The organism is Methylocaldum sp. RMAD-M (assembly GCF_017832375.1).
GTDB lineage: Bacteria > Pseudomonadota > Gammaproteobacteria > Methylococcales > Methylococcaceae > Methylocaldum.
Genome location: NZ_JAFIBZ010000048.1, coordinates 1 through 16548, shown reverse-complemented (window position 1 = coordinate 16548; position 16548 = coordinate 1). Strand labels below are relative to the sequence as shown.

General features: G+C 57.9%; 16 protein-coding genes. 9 read left to right on the top strand and 7 right to left on the bottom strand.

The annotated features are described in order from the left end of the window. On the bottom strand, nucleotides 1-284 hold a 284-nt coding region (locus JOD69_RS23725), incomplete at its 3' end, for a SulP family inorganic anion transporter (protein ID WP_245245747.1). A 400-nt stretch (nucleotides 285-684) separates the two neighbouring features. On the opposite strand from JOD69_RS23725, the gene JOD69_RS23720 reads away from it, so the two are divergent. Then, the gene (locus JOD69_RS23720) at nucleotides 685-1077 is read left to right on the top strand and encodes a diacylglycerol kinase (protein ID WP_077732250.1); all 393 of its coding nucleotides are present in this window, start codon (nucleotides 685-687) and stop codon (nucleotides 1075-1077) included. 138 nt (nucleotides 1078-1215) lie between these two features. Here JOD69_RS23720 and JOD69_RS23715 read toward each other — a convergent pair whose 3' ends face one another. The 3 genes from JOD69_RS23715 to JOD69_RS23705 form a co-directional block, all read right to left on the bottom strand. Continuing rightward, entirely contained in the window at nucleotides 1216-2853 is a 1638-nt protein-coding gene (locus JOD69_RS23715) for a reprolysin-like metallopeptidase (RefSeq protein ID WP_210024345.1), read from the bottom strand. A gap of 323 nt (nucleotides 2854-3176) precedes the next feature. Next, nucleotides 3177-3734 (bottom strand): DUF308 domain-containing protein, encoded by a 558-nt coding sequence (locus JOD69_RS23710; RefSeq protein WP_077732244.1) that lies wholly within the window; start codon nucleotides 3732-3734, stop codon nucleotides 3177-3179. 110 nt (nucleotides 3735-3844) lie between these two features. Continuing rightward, the gene (locus tag JOD69_RS23705) at nucleotides 3845-4273 is read right to left on the bottom strand and encodes a PRC-barrel domain-containing protein (RefSeq protein WP_077732243.1); all 429 of its coding nucleotides are present in this window, start codon (nucleotides 4271-4273) and stop codon (nucleotides 3845-3847) included. Between the two features lie 490 nt (nucleotides 4274-4763). On the opposite strand from JOD69_RS23705, the gene JOD69_RS23700 reads away from it, so the two are divergent. Together JOD69_RS23700 and JOD69_RS23695 are read left to right on the top strand one after the other, a co-directional pair. Further along, nucleotides 4764-5672, top strand: a complete 909-nt coding sequence (locus JOD69_RS23700) for an alpha/beta fold hydrolase (protein WP_077732242.1) — start codon at nucleotides 4764-4766, stop codon at nucleotides 5670-5672. Nucleotides 5673-5699: 27 nt separating this feature from the next. Further along, nucleotides 5700-6413, top strand: coding sequence for a hypothetical protein (locus JOD69_RS23695; RefSeq protein WP_077732241.1), 714 nt, complete (start codon nucleotides 5700-5702; stop codon nucleotides 6411-6413). 108 nt (nucleotides 6414-6521) lie between these two features. On the opposite strand, the gene JOD69_RS23690 is transcribed toward JOD69_RS23695, so the two are convergent. Then, the gene (locus JOD69_RS23690) at nucleotides 6522-6770 is read right to left on the bottom strand and encodes a hypothetical protein (protein WP_077732240.1); all 249 of its coding nucleotides are present in this window, start codon (nucleotides 6768-6770) and stop codon (nucleotides 6522-6524) included. A gap of 428 nt (nucleotides 6771-7198) precedes the next feature. Here JOD69_RS23690 and zwf point away from each other — a divergent pair, with 428 nt between their 5' ends. Then, on the top strand, nucleotides 7199-8674 hold the full coding sequence (gene zwf, locus JOD69_RS23685) for a glucose-6-phosphate dehydrogenase (protein ID WP_077732239.1): 1476 nt from the start codon (nucleotides 7199-7201) through the stop codon (nucleotides 8672-8674). A 284-nt stretch (nucleotides 8675-8958) separates the two neighbouring features. Here the strand turns inward: zwf and JOD69_RS23680 are convergent, their stop codons facing one another. Continuing rightward, on the bottom strand, nucleotides 8959-9753 hold the full coding sequence (locus tag JOD69_RS23680; RefSeq protein ID WP_086133743.1) for a hypothetical protein: 795 nt from the start codon (nucleotides 9751-9753) through the stop codon (nucleotides 8959-8961). 206 nt (nucleotides 9754-9959) lie between these two features. Continuing rightward, the gene (locus JOD69_RS23675) at nucleotides 9960-10376 is read right to left on the bottom strand and encodes a hypothetical protein (RefSeq protein ID WP_139841039.1); all 417 of its coding nucleotides are present in this window, start codon (nucleotides 10374-10376) and stop codon (nucleotides 9960-9962) included. Nucleotides 10377-10706: 330 nt separating this feature from the next. Here JOD69_RS23675 and JOD69_RS23670 point away from each other — a divergent pair, with 330 nt between their 5' ends. The 5 genes from JOD69_RS23670 to JOD69_RS23650 all read left to right on the top strand — a co-directional run bounded on the left by JOD69_RS23670 (nucleotide 10707) and on the right by JOD69_RS23650 (nucleotide 16489). Further along, nucleotides 10707-11288 (top strand): TetR/AcrR family transcriptional regulator, encoded by a 582-nt coding sequence (locus JOD69_RS23670; protein ID WP_077732236.1) that lies wholly within the window; start codon nucleotides 10707-10709, stop codon nucleotides 11286-11288. A gap of 115 nt (nucleotides 11289-11403) precedes the next feature. Next, on the top strand, nucleotides 11404-11736 hold the full coding sequence (locus JOD69_RS23665) for an EthD family reductase (protein ID WP_077732235.1): 333 nt from the start codon (nucleotides 11404-11406) through the stop codon (nucleotides 11734-11736). A gap of 461 nt (nucleotides 11737-12197) precedes the next feature. Further along, nucleotides 12198-13760: an MBOAT family protein gene (locus JOD69_RS23660; protein ID WP_086133746.1), complete on the top strand. Its 1563-nt coding sequence runs from the start codon at nucleotides 12198-12200 to the stop codon at nucleotides 13758-13760. Between the two features lie 105 nt (nucleotides 13761-13865). Further along, entirely contained in the window at nucleotides 13866-15131 is a 1266-nt protein-coding gene (locus JOD69_RS23655; RefSeq protein ID WP_086133747.1) for a hypothetical protein, read from the top strand. Between the two features lie 1055 nt (nucleotides 15132-16186). After that, a complete protein-coding gene (locus JOD69_RS23650; RefSeq protein WP_210024344.1) occupies nucleotides 16187-16489 on the top strand; it encodes an Arm DNA-binding domain-containing protein in 303 nt (100 codons plus the stop codon). Nucleotides 16490-16548 lie beyond the last annotated feature (59 nt).

Here is a 16548-nt window from a genome sequence, read left to right as displayed (position 1 = left end):
ACGACGCTCAGCAAAAAGACTTGGAAGCTGCCCAGCTTGTCGATGGCGTTGAACACGATCACGGTGAGCCCCGCGGCCGGGCCGCTGACGCTCAGTTGCGAGCCGCTGGCCCAGGCGACCACCACGCCGCCGACGATGCCCGCGATGATGCCGGCGAACAGCGGGGCGCCCGAGGCGAGTGCGATCCCCAGGCACAGCGGCAGGGCGACCAGGAAGACGACGACGCCCGCCGGAATGTCGTTCCGCAGATGGCTCAGATAATAGTGAAAATGCTTATGTATCATTAGGCAGCACCTCGTTGTTCGGGTAAATCAGCTCGCAGAGTCCGATGGGGCGCTATGCCCTTTCCATGGAGACGACCCCATCCGCCGGCTCCGCTCTCGGCGCGCTGTAACGCCGTATAAATCCGGACGAGTGTGCTCGGAAGGCGAATCAAGCACTGATGCATCCCACCAAATCATATCCCTATGGCGAATTCGAGCTGAAAGGGGAACACCCCGGTAGCTGCAGCAAGATCGAATCGCAGCGGCTACGACAACAGCCATAGCCGCGACGCACCGTTCTACGGACTACCCCACGCTGGCGCGAGCATACTTGATCGCCATTCTATCGTCCGAACCTTTCATCAACCTTTCAGCGGCGACGCTTCGGAACCAAAGCGAACATCGACACGATCTAAGAAGAATGCGCCATAAATTTTTCGGTACCGGCGAAGAAGGCTACAGCCCGCTCCGGAAATTGAAGGTTTGGCTGTCGGGATTGCGCTACGCCATCTTCTACGATTTTAGCGTAGCCTACAAAGTCGTCTTGTCCGTGATCGTCCTCTCCGTGTGCTTCTATTTCCGTCAGTGGATCGACTTTCTTTTGGTCATGGTGACAACCGGCCTGATGCTGATCGTCGAGATGCTCAACACCACTATCGAGGCACTCTGCGATTTCGTGGAGGACCGGGAAAACTTTAAAATCAAGGTCATCAAGGACATCGCGGCGGCTGCAGCCGGAATCAGCATACTGATGTGGCTAGTGGTCTTCCTGACCGAGGTCAGCCGAATCTGGTACTTAGTCTATCCCGATTGAACCGCCGGCAGCGGTTCGGGCCGAAGCAAGCTAGCGTGTCTAGCCATGAGCCCGAATCGTTTTCCGACGACGAGTCGGATCGCTTCTCGAGGGAGATGTAAAGCGCCCAAGTCGCCCTACATCCGATCTGAAAACGCTCTAGCGAACGGCCGGCCTGAAGCCCGCCACGAGCGCGCGCACCGCGTTTAGCGATTGGGCATTGTCGGCCGCTGCGGGACCGGCGGCGTCCAGCCCGCACGGCGTGCCCTTGCACAGCGAGATATGTGGATTGGAGAAAAGACCCAACCGGGGGTGGGTATAACTCATGATCGTCCCGAAGGATCCCGGAACGCTATGCCCATGGGAATAGGGGAAAACACCTCCGACACCCGCATGGACGCGGTCATGCGCACTTCCCATGGTGTGCGCCAACTCGTGCGCCAGCGCGTAGTCCGAACAGTAATACAGGCCGCTTCGGCCATCGTTGACGACCGAAAACGCGTGATTCGACGAAAGCGGCTGTCCATCGGCCCCGTTCAGCCAGGCGCTGCCGCAGCCCTTTTGGGCAGTGTGTTCGAACGGTCGGATCAGCGTGACCAGATCGGCGCCGGATTCCCGCCGCCAGGTGACGACGTTCCGAAAAACGCCTCGGCCGAGCGTCAGATCGCGCAACGCCGTCCCATTGTCGATGGCCTCGGGATAATCGGCCCGCAAAGATTTCACCAGCCGCAGACTGATTGCGATTCGGCTATCGACAAAGGACTGATTGGTCAGCGCGATCAACTGGTTAATGCGGGTGATCGCCTTGCCCGAGGCGAGCTTGGGAGTGTAAAGCACCAGCAGGTCGATGGTCGTCGGCGTCGAAGCGCCGCTGTCGGGATTTGCCGTTGGTCCGCCGGACGCGGCGTCTGCCGCTTGGGTGACCTCTGGGTCTTCGGGTTTGTCGCCTTGGATAGCCGGCCCAGACGTCCAAGCAGGGACCGGTTCCGGGCTGTGATGCGGCGAATGGCTCAGTCCCGCCGCCTGAATATCGACCAGCCACTGGTGCAGCCCGCTGCCGGGCTCGATCTGATAAAGCGCCTCGGGCGTCGAGATTTGCCCCTGGACACCAGTCTCCCCGAAGGTCATCACCGCACGAAAAGCCTGACCGTCGGCCTTGAGATATCCGACCCAGGTAATATCACCGTTTTCGTGGGCGTAGCGGTTGTCGTGAACGAACGCCTGCTGTCCGCTCGGCAGGCTCAACGGCAATTCCTCGCCAAACTTCATCGCCATCATTCGCGCCCGATCGAGGCGGATAGGTCGAACTGCTTTCCGGGGCAGTTGGGCCAAGTCGGGGGGAAGAGTGTTCCGGGTCGAATTCTTCACCGCGCCGACCTCAGTGAAAAGGCTCGGACCGGGCACCGCCGAATCCGCCCCGTCGCCGTTGAGCCCGGTGATGACGACACGTTCGATCGTCCCGGCCCGGTTCAACTGGACCACATGGTTGAATCCCTGCAACGCCGCCCGAATAATCGACGCCCAGTCGGCCGCATCGGCCCTTGCCGTGACCGGATGATCCTCCAAGCCCTGCGGACGAACGAACTCAATCCCGCTGTTCTGCGCCAGCTCGGCCAGGAGCGTATCCAACCTGCGATTGTGCGCTGCGAGATGGAGTCCATTCGCGTCGATGGTCAGAGCGGTCGATGCCTCGATCACCGAACCACGGTTGGACTCATCCGCCTCGACGGATGCCGCAAAAAATGCCGCAGTCCCCATTCCTAAAGCCAATAGGACCGACTTGAGCCGCGATGTCATGGATCCCTCCGAAAGCTTGCACTTACCCGAAACGATTGACCGATGCTACAAACACATAAAAGTGCAGGTCAATAGGAACGCCATCTGCATTTCCCGGAGAGGATTCCGCGTATCAGGGATAGCCGCTGCGCGGTAAGAGATTGATCGGTCCGTTCAAGCCGGAAAAGCCGATCAGCCATGGCGCGCCCCGGAACCGAAAGTGCGAAGTCCATCGAACTGATCGACATTTCTCAAAGAACGGCGACATTGCTTGTCGGGGCTTGCTTAGGTGCGGCGTTACGGAAGCCGGCGAGACGATGCGCGGGTTTCAACAGGCGCATCGATCAGGCGTGCCGCAAGGCCTCGCTCCTCACCCACGCACGCGCACGACGAGCCAGCGTGAGCAACAGAGCTCCGGTGACGAGCGCGTAAAAACTGATGAGCCAGATCAGAGCCAATGCGCCGGCTCCGGGAAACAGGAACACCAGAACGCCAAACAGGATGGAGACAACCCCCTCCAGGATCAGCAACCACTCGCCCTCGATCACCTCGCGCAAACGAATAGCCGTCGCCACGTCAAGCACGCCCGTCACCAACGCGTTTGCGCCGATGAGGAGCACGAGCACCAGCGCCGTCAGGGCCGGATGAATAACGGCGATTACCCCGGCGCCGATGCTGACCAGACCCAACAGCAGGATCAACCACCAGGTTTCGTCCCTTTTCCTGTTCGTCATGGCGGCGGCGACCGCCGACCCGCCGCTGATAAACGCATAAACCGCAAACAGGACAACCAGCCACAATAGCGTCAGGCCGGGCCAGATAAGGGCGAGAACGCCGAAGAGAATGGCAATGATCCCCCTTACGGCGAGCATCCACCAAGCTTGCTCAAGTAATTCCCTCATGATGTGTCCTCACTCAGGCTGCCGATTCAAAAGATCGCGCGGAAGGCCGCGGATATCGGCAATCCAGCGTCATCCGCGGCTGGAACACCGCTCCCGCGCCGGTATTGCGGTTACCGGGTGTACTTGAATTCGGGCAACGCCTTCAACGCGTCCTTGCTGGCTCCAGGCAGAACGAGTTTGGATACGTCGGTTTTGTCCCCGATAGGTTGAAACTGTTGTACCGGTATGGCGACACGATGAGCCCCCATACCCAAGAAACCGCCGACATCCACGATCGCGACCGATAAAGATCCATCGGGGCTCACGATGAAATCGTCGATTGCGCCGATTTTCTGATTGTTCTCGTTGTAGACATTCGCGCGCATCAGCTTCGAGGCCCGCCAGCCCCTGGCGATGAGTTCATGCTGGATGACCGTCGTGCCAAACGTGGCCTCGCCCGCAACCGGCGCGCCCTCCTGTGGCTGTGCGGTAGATCCGGCGGCCCACACGAAGCCGCAAAGTGTGGACAGGACAAGGGTTCTTGCAAGTTTGAGTTCCATAACTTCACTCCTGATAATTACGGGTTTTTCAACATGCTCGGCTGGGTGCGACAGCAAACACTGACGGCGCAGTCCGTGCCTGGCCTTGCGGCTGGGAGCAACCTTTTCCTATACCGGCTTGCCCCAGTCAGCGGCGCTTCCTCATCGATCAGAATCCCGTGAACACCATTGCGATGAACACCGGCTGCTTGCACGGTCGGCACATCATCCTCCGTGTTTATCCCGATCGATTTCCGGATAGCCGTGCCTGATCCTAAATCTGACACGGTCTCCGCGGGAAAAATCCCCTCCTACTCGGCCGCAATTTCGATACCGAACCGCTTGCGTCTTTGCTCTTTAGCTTATGTGGCGGGATCGGCGGATTCGCCATCGAGCGGCCCTGGATCAGGGTCTCTTCGCACAATGCTCTCCGCCGCTATAGGAATTACTCCGAATGGGCAGCGATGGAGCCATCGCGTAAATTAGACGATTTAGACCTAGGCTCGTCATCGTGGATGGAACCCCTCAGGAATACCAGCTGACCGTCAGCACCTCCCACGGACCTATTGCCACCGAATATTTGGCGGCGGGGCGGGGTTCGCCGGTGTTATTGCTCCACGGGACGGCGGACAGTGCTCATACATGGCGCTGGATCATGCCGTTCCTGGCATCCGCCCATACCCTTTACGCGCCAAGCCTGCCGGGATTCGGCGGCAGCGATAAGCCGCGCATCGATTATTCGCCCGCTTGTCTTGCGGCATTCGTCGTATCCTTTCTCGATCAGCTTGGCCTGAAGCGCGTGAGCATCATCGGTAATTCGATTGGCGCGCTGATTGGCGTGAACTTGGCGCTTCGACATCCGGGACGCGTATCCACCTTGGCGCTCATCAGCAGCGCCGGATTGGGGCATGAGATAAACCCCTTGATATGCGGTCAGATCGTGCCCGGAACCGGAGAATTCCTCACAGCCTGGTGCAAGACTCCTCTCGGGGCGTGGCAGTGGTCGGTCGGACTGTCGCAACTGCTGTTCGCCAAGCCTTGGTCGATACCGCGGGCCTGGTACGACCGGCTCTTTCGGATGGCCCTGCTCCCGGGCTATTTGGAGGCTACTCTGCTCACCCTCCGGGCCGCCAATACCTTATGGGGGCAGCGCGAATCCGAAATCGTGCTCGACCAACTCCATAGGCTGAAAATGCCGACACTCGTGCTGTGGGGCGATGGCGACCGGATTTTCCCGGTTCGGCACGGCAAATCCGCAGTGGAACGTCTACCCTGTGGGCGGCTGGAAGTTCTACCCGGCTGCGGCCATACCGCTCAAGTCGAGCAACCGCAACGTGTGGCGGCGGCCTTGAACCGGTTTCTGCAAATGGCAGATGCAGAACGACCGGAGCCGACCCGTGCGGCGAATTCCCGCGCCTAAAATGAAACACCGACAGGAGGAATGCGTATGTGGAAACACGTTGCACGAACAGCGGTCGCTACGCTGGCATTTTGTGCGGTGCACAGCCTCTTAGCCAGCCACCCCGCCAAGCGAACAGCGGCAAACCTCATCGGCGAACGCCGGCGACGGGTCTGGTATCGTCCCTTTTACGTGGCGACCTCGTTCGCCTCGGTGGCCATGCTCGCTCGATACATCAAGCGACTCCCCGACAGGACCCTCTATGCCCTGGAAGGCCCTCCAGCCACCTTGATACGGCTGCTCCGCCTCGGAATCAGCGCTTACGCCGCTGCCGCCGTCGGTCAGATCGGTCCCGCGAGAATGCTGGGTCTGCCGGGCCTGAAGGCTTGGTGGAACGGAGCTCACCTATTGCCGCCGGAACCCGAAGCTCAAGGCCCCATTCTCGGTTCGGACGGGAGAATGCAGGCAGAAGGCCCGTTCCGCTTGATGCGGCATCCGCTCAATGCCTTGGCCGTGCCGGTCCTTTGGCTGACACCGCGTCTGACGGCGAACGGCCTTGCATTCAATCTGGTCGCCACAGCCTATGCCTATCTGGGTTCGCGACACGAGGAAGCCCGTTTGCTAGCGGCCTACGGCGAACCCTATGAAGAGTATCGATCGAGCGGAACACCGTTCTTTTTTCCCTCGGCTTCATCCCTGCTTCGGCTGGGCGGGCTGCCGCAAGAGAAGTCCGCCACTCGTGTTCCCAAAGTGTCCGCCTAAAGGAATTCGCAACACAGCCCGATGCGGATGATGAGGAACGCTTGGTCCGAGACCTGAAACCGCCGTAGACGCGGTGCGTCGGTCGATGAAGCGGTACTTGCCCGACATTTAAGCGCCTCCCGCTTCGCTGTCCTCGCGCGCCCCGGCCGCCCCGACACGCGATTCGGGTGCGATGTTGACGTCAGCCTTGCGAGTCTGCCGACCGGACGAATCGGCTTTGCCTGCCGGCGAAGAGGCAGTTTCCTCTTTCTTTTCATGCTCCGTCGCCGGTTCAACGGGCTGCCTACCCGCCCCCGCTCCACCCGGACCGTTCGACTCCGTGGATTCAGGTGACTTCGGTCGTTCTTCATGAGCCATGACGATTCTCCAACAACCGGGCGACCTGCTGCCGCCGCAATATCAGGACCGCTTGACTCCCCGGACTGGGGATGAGCCAAGTTAGAAATACGACTTCAACGGCTGCAGAAGGTTCGAGCGCGAATCTGTCAAACCGGAAGCTACGTTGACATCTACGGCAAGGCCCCTTACCATCCAGGCCCAGACTCCGCATTAGACGGTTGAATTTCTTATAATTTCTTGCCGACGCTGTCCGCCAGGGAGCGGTGCCATGCGCGGTATACTCATTGTGCCTGGCGCAAAATCGCGAAAGCGCATTTTGGCCATCGCTCGTAGATTGAAAGTCGCATCAGACCCCCGATCCCGGCTGGCAAGGGGCGGGATTTGCTTTGACCGACTTTTTTGCGTGTCCCTCTTGTAACCCTACCCGGCCTACGAGGATTCAAACAATGAGTGAGCTCCCTTTCCCCCAATCCTTCAACTTGGTTTTTTTCGGCGGCACCGGCGATCTGGTGATGCGCAAGTTGTTGCCGGCGATGTACCAGAGCTATAAGAACGGCCAGCTGGGAGATGCCGGCTATTTCTATTGTCTCGGACGGCGAGACTATACCGTGGAAGACTATCGCGCGATCGCCGAGGAAAAGGCCCGACAATTCCTGCCGAAGGCCGACTGGGACGACGAAATCTGGGCAGCCTTCCGTCGGCGGGTGATCTACGAAAGGATCGACGCCGAGAATCCGGAAGAATATGCCGCGTTGAAGGCCCTGCTCGAAAGAACCCCGGCCGAAGTGAACGTCTTTTTCCTGTCGGTGGCGCCGTCGCTGTTCTCCATGATCTGCGAAAGCCTGGCACGGCAGAAACTCAACGGGCCAAATTCCAGGGTGGTGCTGGAAAAACCCCTGGGCCACGATCTCGCTTCCAGCAACGCCATCACCGTGGCGGTCGGCCGCCACTATCAGGAAAAGCAGATCTACCGCATCGACCACTACCTGGGCAAGGAATCGGTACAAAACCTGATGGCGCTGCGTTTCGGCAACGCACTGTTCGAACCGCTGTGGCGCCGGCAATGGATCACTGACGTCCAAATCACCATCGCCGAGGAAGTCGGGATCGGCAGTCGCGCCGGATTCTACGACGGTACCGGCGCGCTGCGCGACATGGTGCAGAACCATCTGCTGCAGCTGCTCTGCTTCGTGGCCATGGAACCGCCTTCCAGCCTCGACTCCGACGCGATCCGAAACGAAAAACTCAAGGTGTTGGAATGCCTGGTACCCTTCACCCCGGAGGATGTCCAGGTCAACACGGTGCGCGGCCAATACCGCGCCGGCATTTGCGGCGGCCAGGCGGTGCCCGGCTATCTCGAAGAAAGCGGCGTCCCCGCCGGCAGCAAGACCGAAACATTCGTCGCCATCAAGGCGGAAATCGCCAACTGGCGCTGGGCCGGGGTTCCGTTTTACCTGTTCACCGGCAAACGCCTGCCCACCCGCCTGGCCGACATCGTGATCCATTTCCACGATGTGCCCCACCACATCTTTCCGCTGCCCCGCAACGGGTCCCGCGCCCCGGCGAAACTGGTCATCCGCCTTCAACCTGACGAATCGATCCGCCTTTATCTGAACGCCAAGCGGCCAGGCCATTCGATGGAATTGCGGCCGGTCTCCCTGGACCTCGATTTCACCAGCAAATTCAGCGAACGCCGCGAAGAAGCCTACGAACGTCTCCTGCTCGATATCATCCGCGGCAACCAATCGCTGTTCGTGCGCCAGGACGAATTGGAGATGGCCTGGCGCTGGGTCGAACCGATCCTCAATACCTGGGCCGCCGATCCCAAAGGTCCGGAAGCCTACAAAGCCGGCACCTGGGGCCCCGCCGCCTCTGCGGAACTGCTGTCGCGCAGCGGCCATCGCTGGCACGAGGACGATTGAGACCGGGGCTGAAGAACCGCTTTGCGGATGCGAGCCCCCGTGCTTGCAAACGATTCCGGCGAATTCCACGGCGATGCACCGCCATCAACGGCGGCAAAGCCGCAAAGGCTGCCGAATGAACGGCTTGCAGAGCAAGTTGGGTGATTTTCCCGGCCAGCGACGACATCCGTTTCGAATGAAGAAAGCCGGAACGAAATTCCGGCTTTCGCAGGGGATGCCGTCGTCGGCGACCTTCGTAAAGCAACATCGCCAAAGTGGGTGATGTTAGCCCCTGAGCTGACTCTCTACCCTACTCCGAGTATCCAACCCTCCACTCCAGCGACGGCACGCTCCGGGGGTGTCAACACGGGTTCGAGCAAACCTTGCAGGCGGCCATCGTCGTCGGCCTCCCGTAGCCACGCAGCGATGGTATAAGCGTCGTGCTGATCGGGGGTGCGGCCCTCGCTTGGATACACATTCTTCCACAACGAGGGATATGCCTCGGCAATGGCGGACTTTCCGGTCGGGATGGCCCAGCCGTCGAAAGGCCAGAAATGCACTTGCTCGCCCAGTTGCCGCCGGAGGTACCGCAGCCAGGGAATGCCTGCATGGGTGGATTTGGCGACCGAGCCTTGCACGTCGAAATGAAACACCGACCTCGCCCTGGCGCGCTCCTCGCAAAGACGGCGCCAGCGGGGGCTGCCGGTGCGGGCGGCGCCATCGCCGCGAAGGCCGTCGCGGATAAAGTCGACATAAGTGTGGTCCTCGTCGGTCGGCCAATGCCGCTGAAAATCGTCTAGGAAGGCGGGCCAATCGGGCAGCAGGTGATGAACCTCGAAATAACGGAGCGGAAAGGAAAAGCTGTGGTCGATGCCGACCAGCGTTGGCTGGCCTTCCGACAGGCGCTCGACCAGCCACTCGGCGATGCCGCGCCGACTCCAGTATTTGCGCGGGCCCGGCGGCGGCAGCACTTCCACGGGCAGCGCTTCCCGTTCCGCCAGATAGACGCGCAACCCCTTCAGGCTAGCGGTCGGCGTTTGAGCGCCGGAATAGTCGATGCCGATATAGCGGGCAAAACGCCGGGAATTACTGATAGTCATGAGGTCCCCGTTTCGGCGGTGAACGGCGTTAAGGAAGCTCTGATTAAGTCCTTCGACAGGCCTGTCCTGAGCCGAGTCGAAGGGCTCAGGACAGGCTTGTCGAACGCTCTCCTGAGCCTGTCGAAGGGCATGAACGGAATCAACTTGTTCAGAGCTTCCTTAAGGGATGCCTTCGGCAATGAGAGAACGACAGGATACCGCAGTTTTCAATACTTCCGGTCCCCATGCCGCACCTGCGATGGATCGAGGTCGGTCGGCAAGCGTGGACGCGGCGTGAAAGTAGAAGGCGATGCCGATAGCCCGCGGATAACCGTACCGATATTCGGGTCGCCGACGGAGAGTCCGGATGCGGTCCCCAGGCTCGCAGCCGACAGCTGCATTCCCGGTGCATCGAGAATGCACAGCTCGTGTTTCAAATCGGCACGCTGGCTGGCGGCGCGAAAGCGTAACGCATCCTTCCCGACGACCGCGTTGGCGTGCCGCGTGACATGGCAGTTCGTGGCCACCAGATTTTGATCGAGGACCACGCCGGAGTCGATAAAGGCCTTGCCGTCCCTTGGATAGGCATGAACCTGGACGACGCTGAGTGCAAGCGTGTGATTCACGTCTGCCGCGCCGTCCATGCTAAAGATCCAATCACCACGCCAAGCAATATAGTCGGACGCATCGGTCTCTTCATTTTCGCCCTTTTCCGAAGGGAGAGTTTCCAATTTGAACATACGAGCTTAGGGAAATTTATTATGGCTTCCCGTGCCGCAGTAATCCCCTCCTCCCTCGCCTCCGGTTCGGAAGCAGCAAGTTCAGCCTCATTTCCAGGAGGCCGATGATCAGAAGCTTACGCCCGGATCGTTCCGAATTTCACATCGCCTATGGCAATATACCGGTCGATTGTTATTGACCAACTATTCAATAAAGACTAGCCTTAGCTACAACCTGAATACGAGGAGTCTCCTTTGGCCCGACCCCGCGAATTCGATTACGAGCACGTCCTGGATAAAGCCGTGGAGACCTTTTGGTCGAAAGGTTACGAAGCCACCTCGATCCAGGACCTGGTCGATGCCACCGGACTGCATCGAGGCAGCCTCTACGCGGCCTTCGGCAACAAGCAGGCGCTGTTCCTGGAAGTTCTGGACCGCTACAACCATGTGGTGGTCCAGCGCCTGCTGGAATTACTCGACAGCGAACCTTCAGGCAAGTCCGCGATCCGTTTTTTCTTCGCCACCGTGATCGAGCACATCCTCACGGCCGGTCCCCTGCGCGGGTGCCTAGTGACCAACTCCGCGGTGGAACGTGGCTTGTCCTGCCCGGACACGGCGGCCAAGGTGGGCGGTTGCCTGGAGCGGCTCGAACAAGGCTTTCGGCGCACGTTGGAACGGATGCGGAAGGCGGGCGAACTGCGGGAGGAGGCGGATATCCGAGCGCTGTCCCGCTATCTGACCAGCGTTTTGCAAGGACTCCTGGTTATCGGCAAAGTGCGGCCGGAACGGGAAGTCCTGGCCGACATCGTCGCCGTCGGCCTCTCCGTGCTCGACTGATTTTTTCGGCCTATTTTTGACTGATCGTTCATCAATATACCGAGGAGGAAATCGCCAATCAGCAACCCTAGATTTCGATAATCTTTTTTTCCAACTTCAGTTCAAGGAGAACGACATGTCCGAAGTCAAATTCATGGTGATTTATCCAACGCCCGCCGATATCGCTGCTTTCGAGAAGCGCTATCAAGAGGAGCATGTTCCCATGGCCGTGGAAAAGCTCGGCGGAAAAACCAAGTTCATCGCCACCCGGGTACTGGGATCACCCCAGGGCGCAGCGCCCTTCTACCGTATTGCCGAGGTGTTCTTTCCGTCCATGGCGGCGCTGGAAGCCTGCGCGCAGTCGGAAGGCGGCAAGGAAACACTCGCCCATGCCGTCGACATCTCGACCGGCGGCGCGCCGATCTTTCTGATTGCAGAGAGTGAGACCTTCCACTTCGATGCCCCGTAAAACCCGGTCAGGGCGCCGAGCGCAGGCGCCCTTTTTTGCCGCATTTCTTGAACGATCGATCAACTAGATTCGAGGATGATAGCTACCCGCTACGAGCGGCTTGGAAGAAGTCCCGCGACACGATCATCGCCTCCGATGTGGGCGGTTGGTCCCGATAGTGCGCTATGCCTTACGACCCCAGGAAAACTGCTCTAATTTGCTCTTACAATGCACACCGATCGGTCTTGCTCTCGGGCTGAGCTCCGGATAGGCTAGGTTTCCGCTAAGCAATGCTTGGGGAGGCATCGCCTGAGCAGCAGGCGGAACTTTGATCGCTTTTGCCGTCTTACAAGCAGTATTTATTTGTAGAGAATTCCGGGATCGCCTTCGTCCGGGGAGATCCAGCGGGATGTGGACATCGAGTAGGGAGTCGATCACCGATCAAAGCCCTTTAGTCCCGCACGTCGAATCAAGCAACTCCGATGCTCTTCAACTCCTATCCGTTTATTTTCTTATTACTCCCCATTTCTCTGTTCGTCTTTTTTGCCATCGGAAGCCGCGGCCACCATCGGGTCGCCATCGCCTGGCTAATCGGTGTGTCGCTCTTTTTCTACGCGTGGTGGAATCCGGCCTACTTGGGATTACTCTTGGCCTCCATTTTGTTCAACTACGCGCTTGGAGTTTCCCTGAGCAGCGAAGGTCATTCCTCTGAGAAAAAATGGCTATTGATTTTCGGTATCGCCGCCAACTTGTCGCTCCTCGGGTATTACAAGTATGCGAACTTCTTCGTCGACAACATCAACTTCATATTCGGCGATATTCTCGGCGTGGAGACCATCATCCTGCCCCTCGGCATTTCCTTCATCACCTTTCAGACCATCGCCTACCTCGTAGACGCCTATAAAGGGGAAACCAAGGAGTATAACTTTCTCCACTTCTGTCTCTTCGTCACCTTCTTTCCCCAGCTGATCGCGGGTCCCATCGTGCATCACCGGGAAATGATGCCGCAATTCGCCCGGAATGACCTCTATCAACTGAGCGTCCGACGCCATGCCGTCGGCTTCACCATCTTCACCATCGGCCTCTTCAAGAAAGTGGTGCTGGCCGATGGCGTCGCCGCCTATGCCACGCCGGCATTCCATGCGGCCGATAGCGGCATTGCGCTGACCTTCTTCGAGGCCTGGGCGGGCGCCCTGGCCTACACCCTTCAGCTCTACTTCGACTTCTCGGGTTATTCCGACATGGCTATCGGATTAGCCCGGATGTTCGGCATTCGGCTACCCCTCAACTTCAATTCGCCCTACAAGTCGACCAATATCATCGACTTCTGGCGGCGCTGGCACATAACGCTCTCCCGTTTTATGCGGGACTATATCTACATTCCTCTCGGCGGCAACCGGAAGGGCCCGACAAGACGCCATGCCAATCTCATGATCGCAATGTTGCTCGGCGGCCTGTGGCACGGCGCCGGCTGGAACTTCGTGGTGTGGGGCGGGCTGCATGGATTCTTTCTCATCGTCAATCATGTTTGGCGATCGCTGTTCGGCGGTCGGGCAGCCGCCAGCCGGATGGGCAAGGCATTCGGCTGGACGCTGACATTCGTCGCGGTGATCGCCGCCTGGGTGCCCTTTCGCGCGGAGACGATTACGGGTACGAAGAGCATATGGCTCGGAATGATCGGAGCCAACGGCGTGTCGCTGGAACCGGAAGCCCTCCGAATTCTCGGCCGCTTTGGCGAGTGGCTGCAGGGACTGGGAGTCACCTTCGACGGGGTCTTCGCGCACGTCGCCGGCGCGAAACCCGAGATGGCTGGTGCATGGCTGTTGGCATTGTCGATATTCGTTCTGTTTTTGCCCAACACCCAGCAACTCATGCGCAACTATCACCCGGCATTCGAAACCTATAAAGGCGAGATACAGCGCCTTCGCTGGAGATGGATGGAATGGCGGCCGACGGTAATCTGGGCCAACCTCACCATGCTGCTCTTCGTGTTCGACGTGCTCAGCCTCACCAAGGTGAGCGAGTTTCTCTACTTTCAATTCTGAGAATCCGTGAATAAACCCGCCGCGAAGCCCGATTCCTCCCTTTTATCCCGACTCCGATCTGCCGGGCCTGCTACGATTTCTTCACGGCTTTTGGGCAAGGGCCCAGTGACGCCAAGCGAACGCCAATTCGCGGCTTATCTCGATACGATCGGTATCGGTGCCGTTGTTCTTTTGACTGTAATCATCCTGATGAATTACCTGGTAGACCCTTATTCCATTTTCGGGTCTCCAAGCTGGGAAGGGATAAATGCCAATAAGCCGGAGTTATTCAAGCAACTGCGGCTGACCAAGGCCCACGCCGTTAGAGCACGAAAACCCGACGTACTGGTCATCGGCAGCTCTCGCACCGAACACGGCCTTGATCCGGAGCATCCGGCGCTGTTCCCCGAATTTAACACCTACAACCTCGCGTTGAATGGAGCGACTATCTATGAAAATTTGCGCTACTTTCAGCACGCCAATGCAGAACGACGATTAAAGAAAGTCGTATTGGCCGTCGACTTCTTCCAATTCAATGCCTATAGACCTAATGCTCCGGATTTCACTGAGGAACGACTCTCGTCGGATGTTCACGGGGCCAAACGGAATATCGCTATAACCACGGACCTGCTGGAAACCTTGGCATCGGTTGATGCCACAACAGCAAGCCTCAAGACCCTGTTTCAACAGACCAATCGGGATAATGTGATTCTGCCGCGCGGACAAGTGGAACAGCCCGATAAAGAAGCGATCATGATGATGCACGGAGGACGGCACGAAGCGGCTCTTTATAGCGAACTGAATTACGTGACGCACCTGTATTTCCCAAGGCCACACAAGAAATTCGATTTTGTTTCGGAAGACGGAAGCACGAATACGTTTGATTACTTTCGAAGGATTCTTGAAGAGGCTCACCGGAGCAAGATTGAATTCCATATTCTGATTTCCCCGGCTCACGCACGCCAATGGGTACTGACGGCCGGCACGGGGCTTTGGGATGAATGGGAGACTTGGAAAAGAGAGATCGTCCGACTTAATGAAGAGGTCGCACGGGAACGCAGACGCAATCCCTTCCCTCTATGGGACTTTTCCGGTTTCAATACCTATACCATGGAGGCTGTACCGGCCTTGGGTGACAAGGAAACCATGATGCGGTGGTTTTGGGAATCTTCTCACTATCGGAAAGAGCTGGGTGACCTGGTGCTCGATCGCGTGTTGAATTACTCGGATCCGAATCGTCGGATCGCTGACGATTTCGGCGTTTTGCTGACTTCCGAGAATATCGAAAAGCACCTGGCGAGTATCCGCGAAGCTCATCAGCTTTATCGTCAAGCTCATAGAGAAGAAGTGAACGAGATCCAAGATCTGGTTAAGAAATATCAGAGCCAATGACCATTCCGGGTAATGAAAATCGGACGATTCAACCCACCGTAGCCATGTTCTGGCAAGCACTACGCCCTTTTCGGCCGAATGCCCGACTGATGACGGTCGTACCGAAAGGAAGAAAGGCAGTCTCATATGTCTTCCGGACCAAGAGCCTATCCCAGTAGGCTCAAGAAACCCTTCGACCGGCCTGTCCTGAGCGGAGTCGAAGGGCTCAGGGCGAACGGCTTACTGGGATGGGCTCCAAGGAGAAAGCCTTCCAAGAGAAGACCGTTCGCCAGCGCGATGCTTGACGAAGGAACTTTGGGACAGCCATCTGATCGAAAATATCGTCTTGACGGAAGTGGCCGTGAACTGGTAAACAAATTACGCCTGAAATAGGCGATATAAGTAGCGTCATTAATGGCTAATTTAGTTAATTACTGATACTTAATGCGGAGGGAATCATGAAGAAGCTACTTGCTGCGGTTTGTCTCGTCGTTGCCGCTATTGGCCTAACGGGATGTGGAAGTTCGCCTGACGGGGATTCCCAGAAATTATCGAATACAGCCGTATCCCCACAGCTATAACTAGTACGTGATCCTCCCTTCAAAAAGACCTACTTTCGAGTAGGTCTTTTTTTATGGTGCGCCCGGCAGAGCACACTCATCCAAAGGTTCGATTTGGTAACTTTGCCCGTCGACATTCCGTCTCATGGTGTGAAACTTGGGTGTCCACTTGCTCCAGCTTACCTCACCGGGCACGCCACTGGTTTATCGGGAAAGGCTCCTAAAATTGGAGCCCAAACGAAAAAAGGCTTACCGACATGCTCGATAAGCCTTTGTTTTATTGGTCGGGGCGAGAGGATTTGAACCTCCTACCACCTGCACGCCATACAGGTAAATCCACATCTCTCGCCTTCTATTAGCATCTTCTTAAATGCCTCTACAGACTGCAATATATGGGACTTTCAGAATGTGAATTATCCAGGATTGTCCGATAGGATTCACCAAAAGCCGACATTACGATTGGGACCAAAGTTAGGATCATTCTTGAGGGTCACAGCGGATTACGAGGGCGGGACCATGGCGGAATTAACCGAGAAGAAATTGCAATCACTCAAGGCCGAGGACAAAGACAAGAAACTTTCCGATGGCGGCAGCCTCCAAGGCACGGTGCGAGTGAAGTCCAACGGCAAGGTGTCCGTCTTTTTCTCAGGGCGGTACAAGTTCGACGGTAAGGCAACGGATTTGGCTTGCGGCACATGGCCGGCGGAGAAACTGACCGCAATCCGCAAAACCCGCAATCAACCCCCGCGGATTCTCGAAGAGAGCAAAGACCCAGCCTTGGAACGTAAGCGTCCGCCGAGGACCGTCTCGACGGATTGAAAGGCTCAGGCGACACTGGTGCGAGCGGATGCACGGGGTGTCCGCACACTCTTGAGGTG

Excerpts from the sequence above, each read along its gene's own strand:
- JOD69_RS23720 (WP_077732250.1), top strand. The coding sequence starts at position 685 with ATGCGCCATAAATTTTTCGGTACCGGCGAAGAAGGCTACAGCCCGCTC.
- JOD69_RS23715 (WP_210024345.1), bottom strand. The coding sequence starts at position 2,853 with ATGACATCGCGGCTCAAGTCGGTCCTATTGGCTTTAGGAATGGGGACT.
- JOD69_RS23710 (WP_077732244.1), bottom strand. The coding sequence starts at position 3,734 with ATGAGGGAATTACTTGAGCAAGCTTGGTGGATGCTCGCCGTAAGGGGG.
- JOD69_RS23705 (WP_077732243.1), bottom strand. The coding sequence starts at position 4,273 with ATGGAACTCAAACTTGCAAGAACCCTTGTCCTGTCCACACTTTGCGGC.
- JOD69_RS23695 (WP_077732241.1), top strand. The coding sequence starts at position 5,700 with ATGTGGAAACACGTTGCACGAACAGCGGTCGCTACGCTGGCATTTTGT.
- JOD69_RS23690 (WP_077732240.1), bottom strand. The coding sequence starts at position 6,770 with ATGGCTCATGAAGAACGACCGAAGTCACCTGAATCCACGGAGTCGAAC.
- zwf (WP_077732239.1), top strand. The coding sequence starts at position 7,199 with ATGAGTGAGCTCCCTTTCCCCCAATCCTTCAACTTGGTTTTTTTCGGC.
- JOD69_RS23680 (WP_086133743.1), bottom strand. The coding sequence starts at position 9,753 with ATGACTATCAGTAATTCCCGGCGTTTTGCCCGCTATATCGGCATCGAC.
- JOD69_RS23675 (WP_139841039.1), bottom strand. The coding sequence starts at position 10,376 with ATGGACGGCGCGGCAGACGTGAATCACACGCTTGCACTCAGCGTCGTC.
- JOD69_RS23665 (WP_077732235.1), top strand. The coding sequence starts at position 11,404 with ATGTCCGAAGTCAAATTCATGGTGATTTATCCAACGCCCGCCGATATC.
- JOD69_RS23660 (WP_086133746.1), top strand. The coding sequence starts at position 12,198 with ATGCTCTTCAACTCCTATCCGTTTATTTTCTTATTACTCCCCATTTCT.
- JOD69_RS23650 (WP_210024344.1), top strand. The coding sequence starts at position 16,187 with ATGGCGGAATTAACCGAGAAGAAATTGCAATCACTCAAGGCCGAGGAC.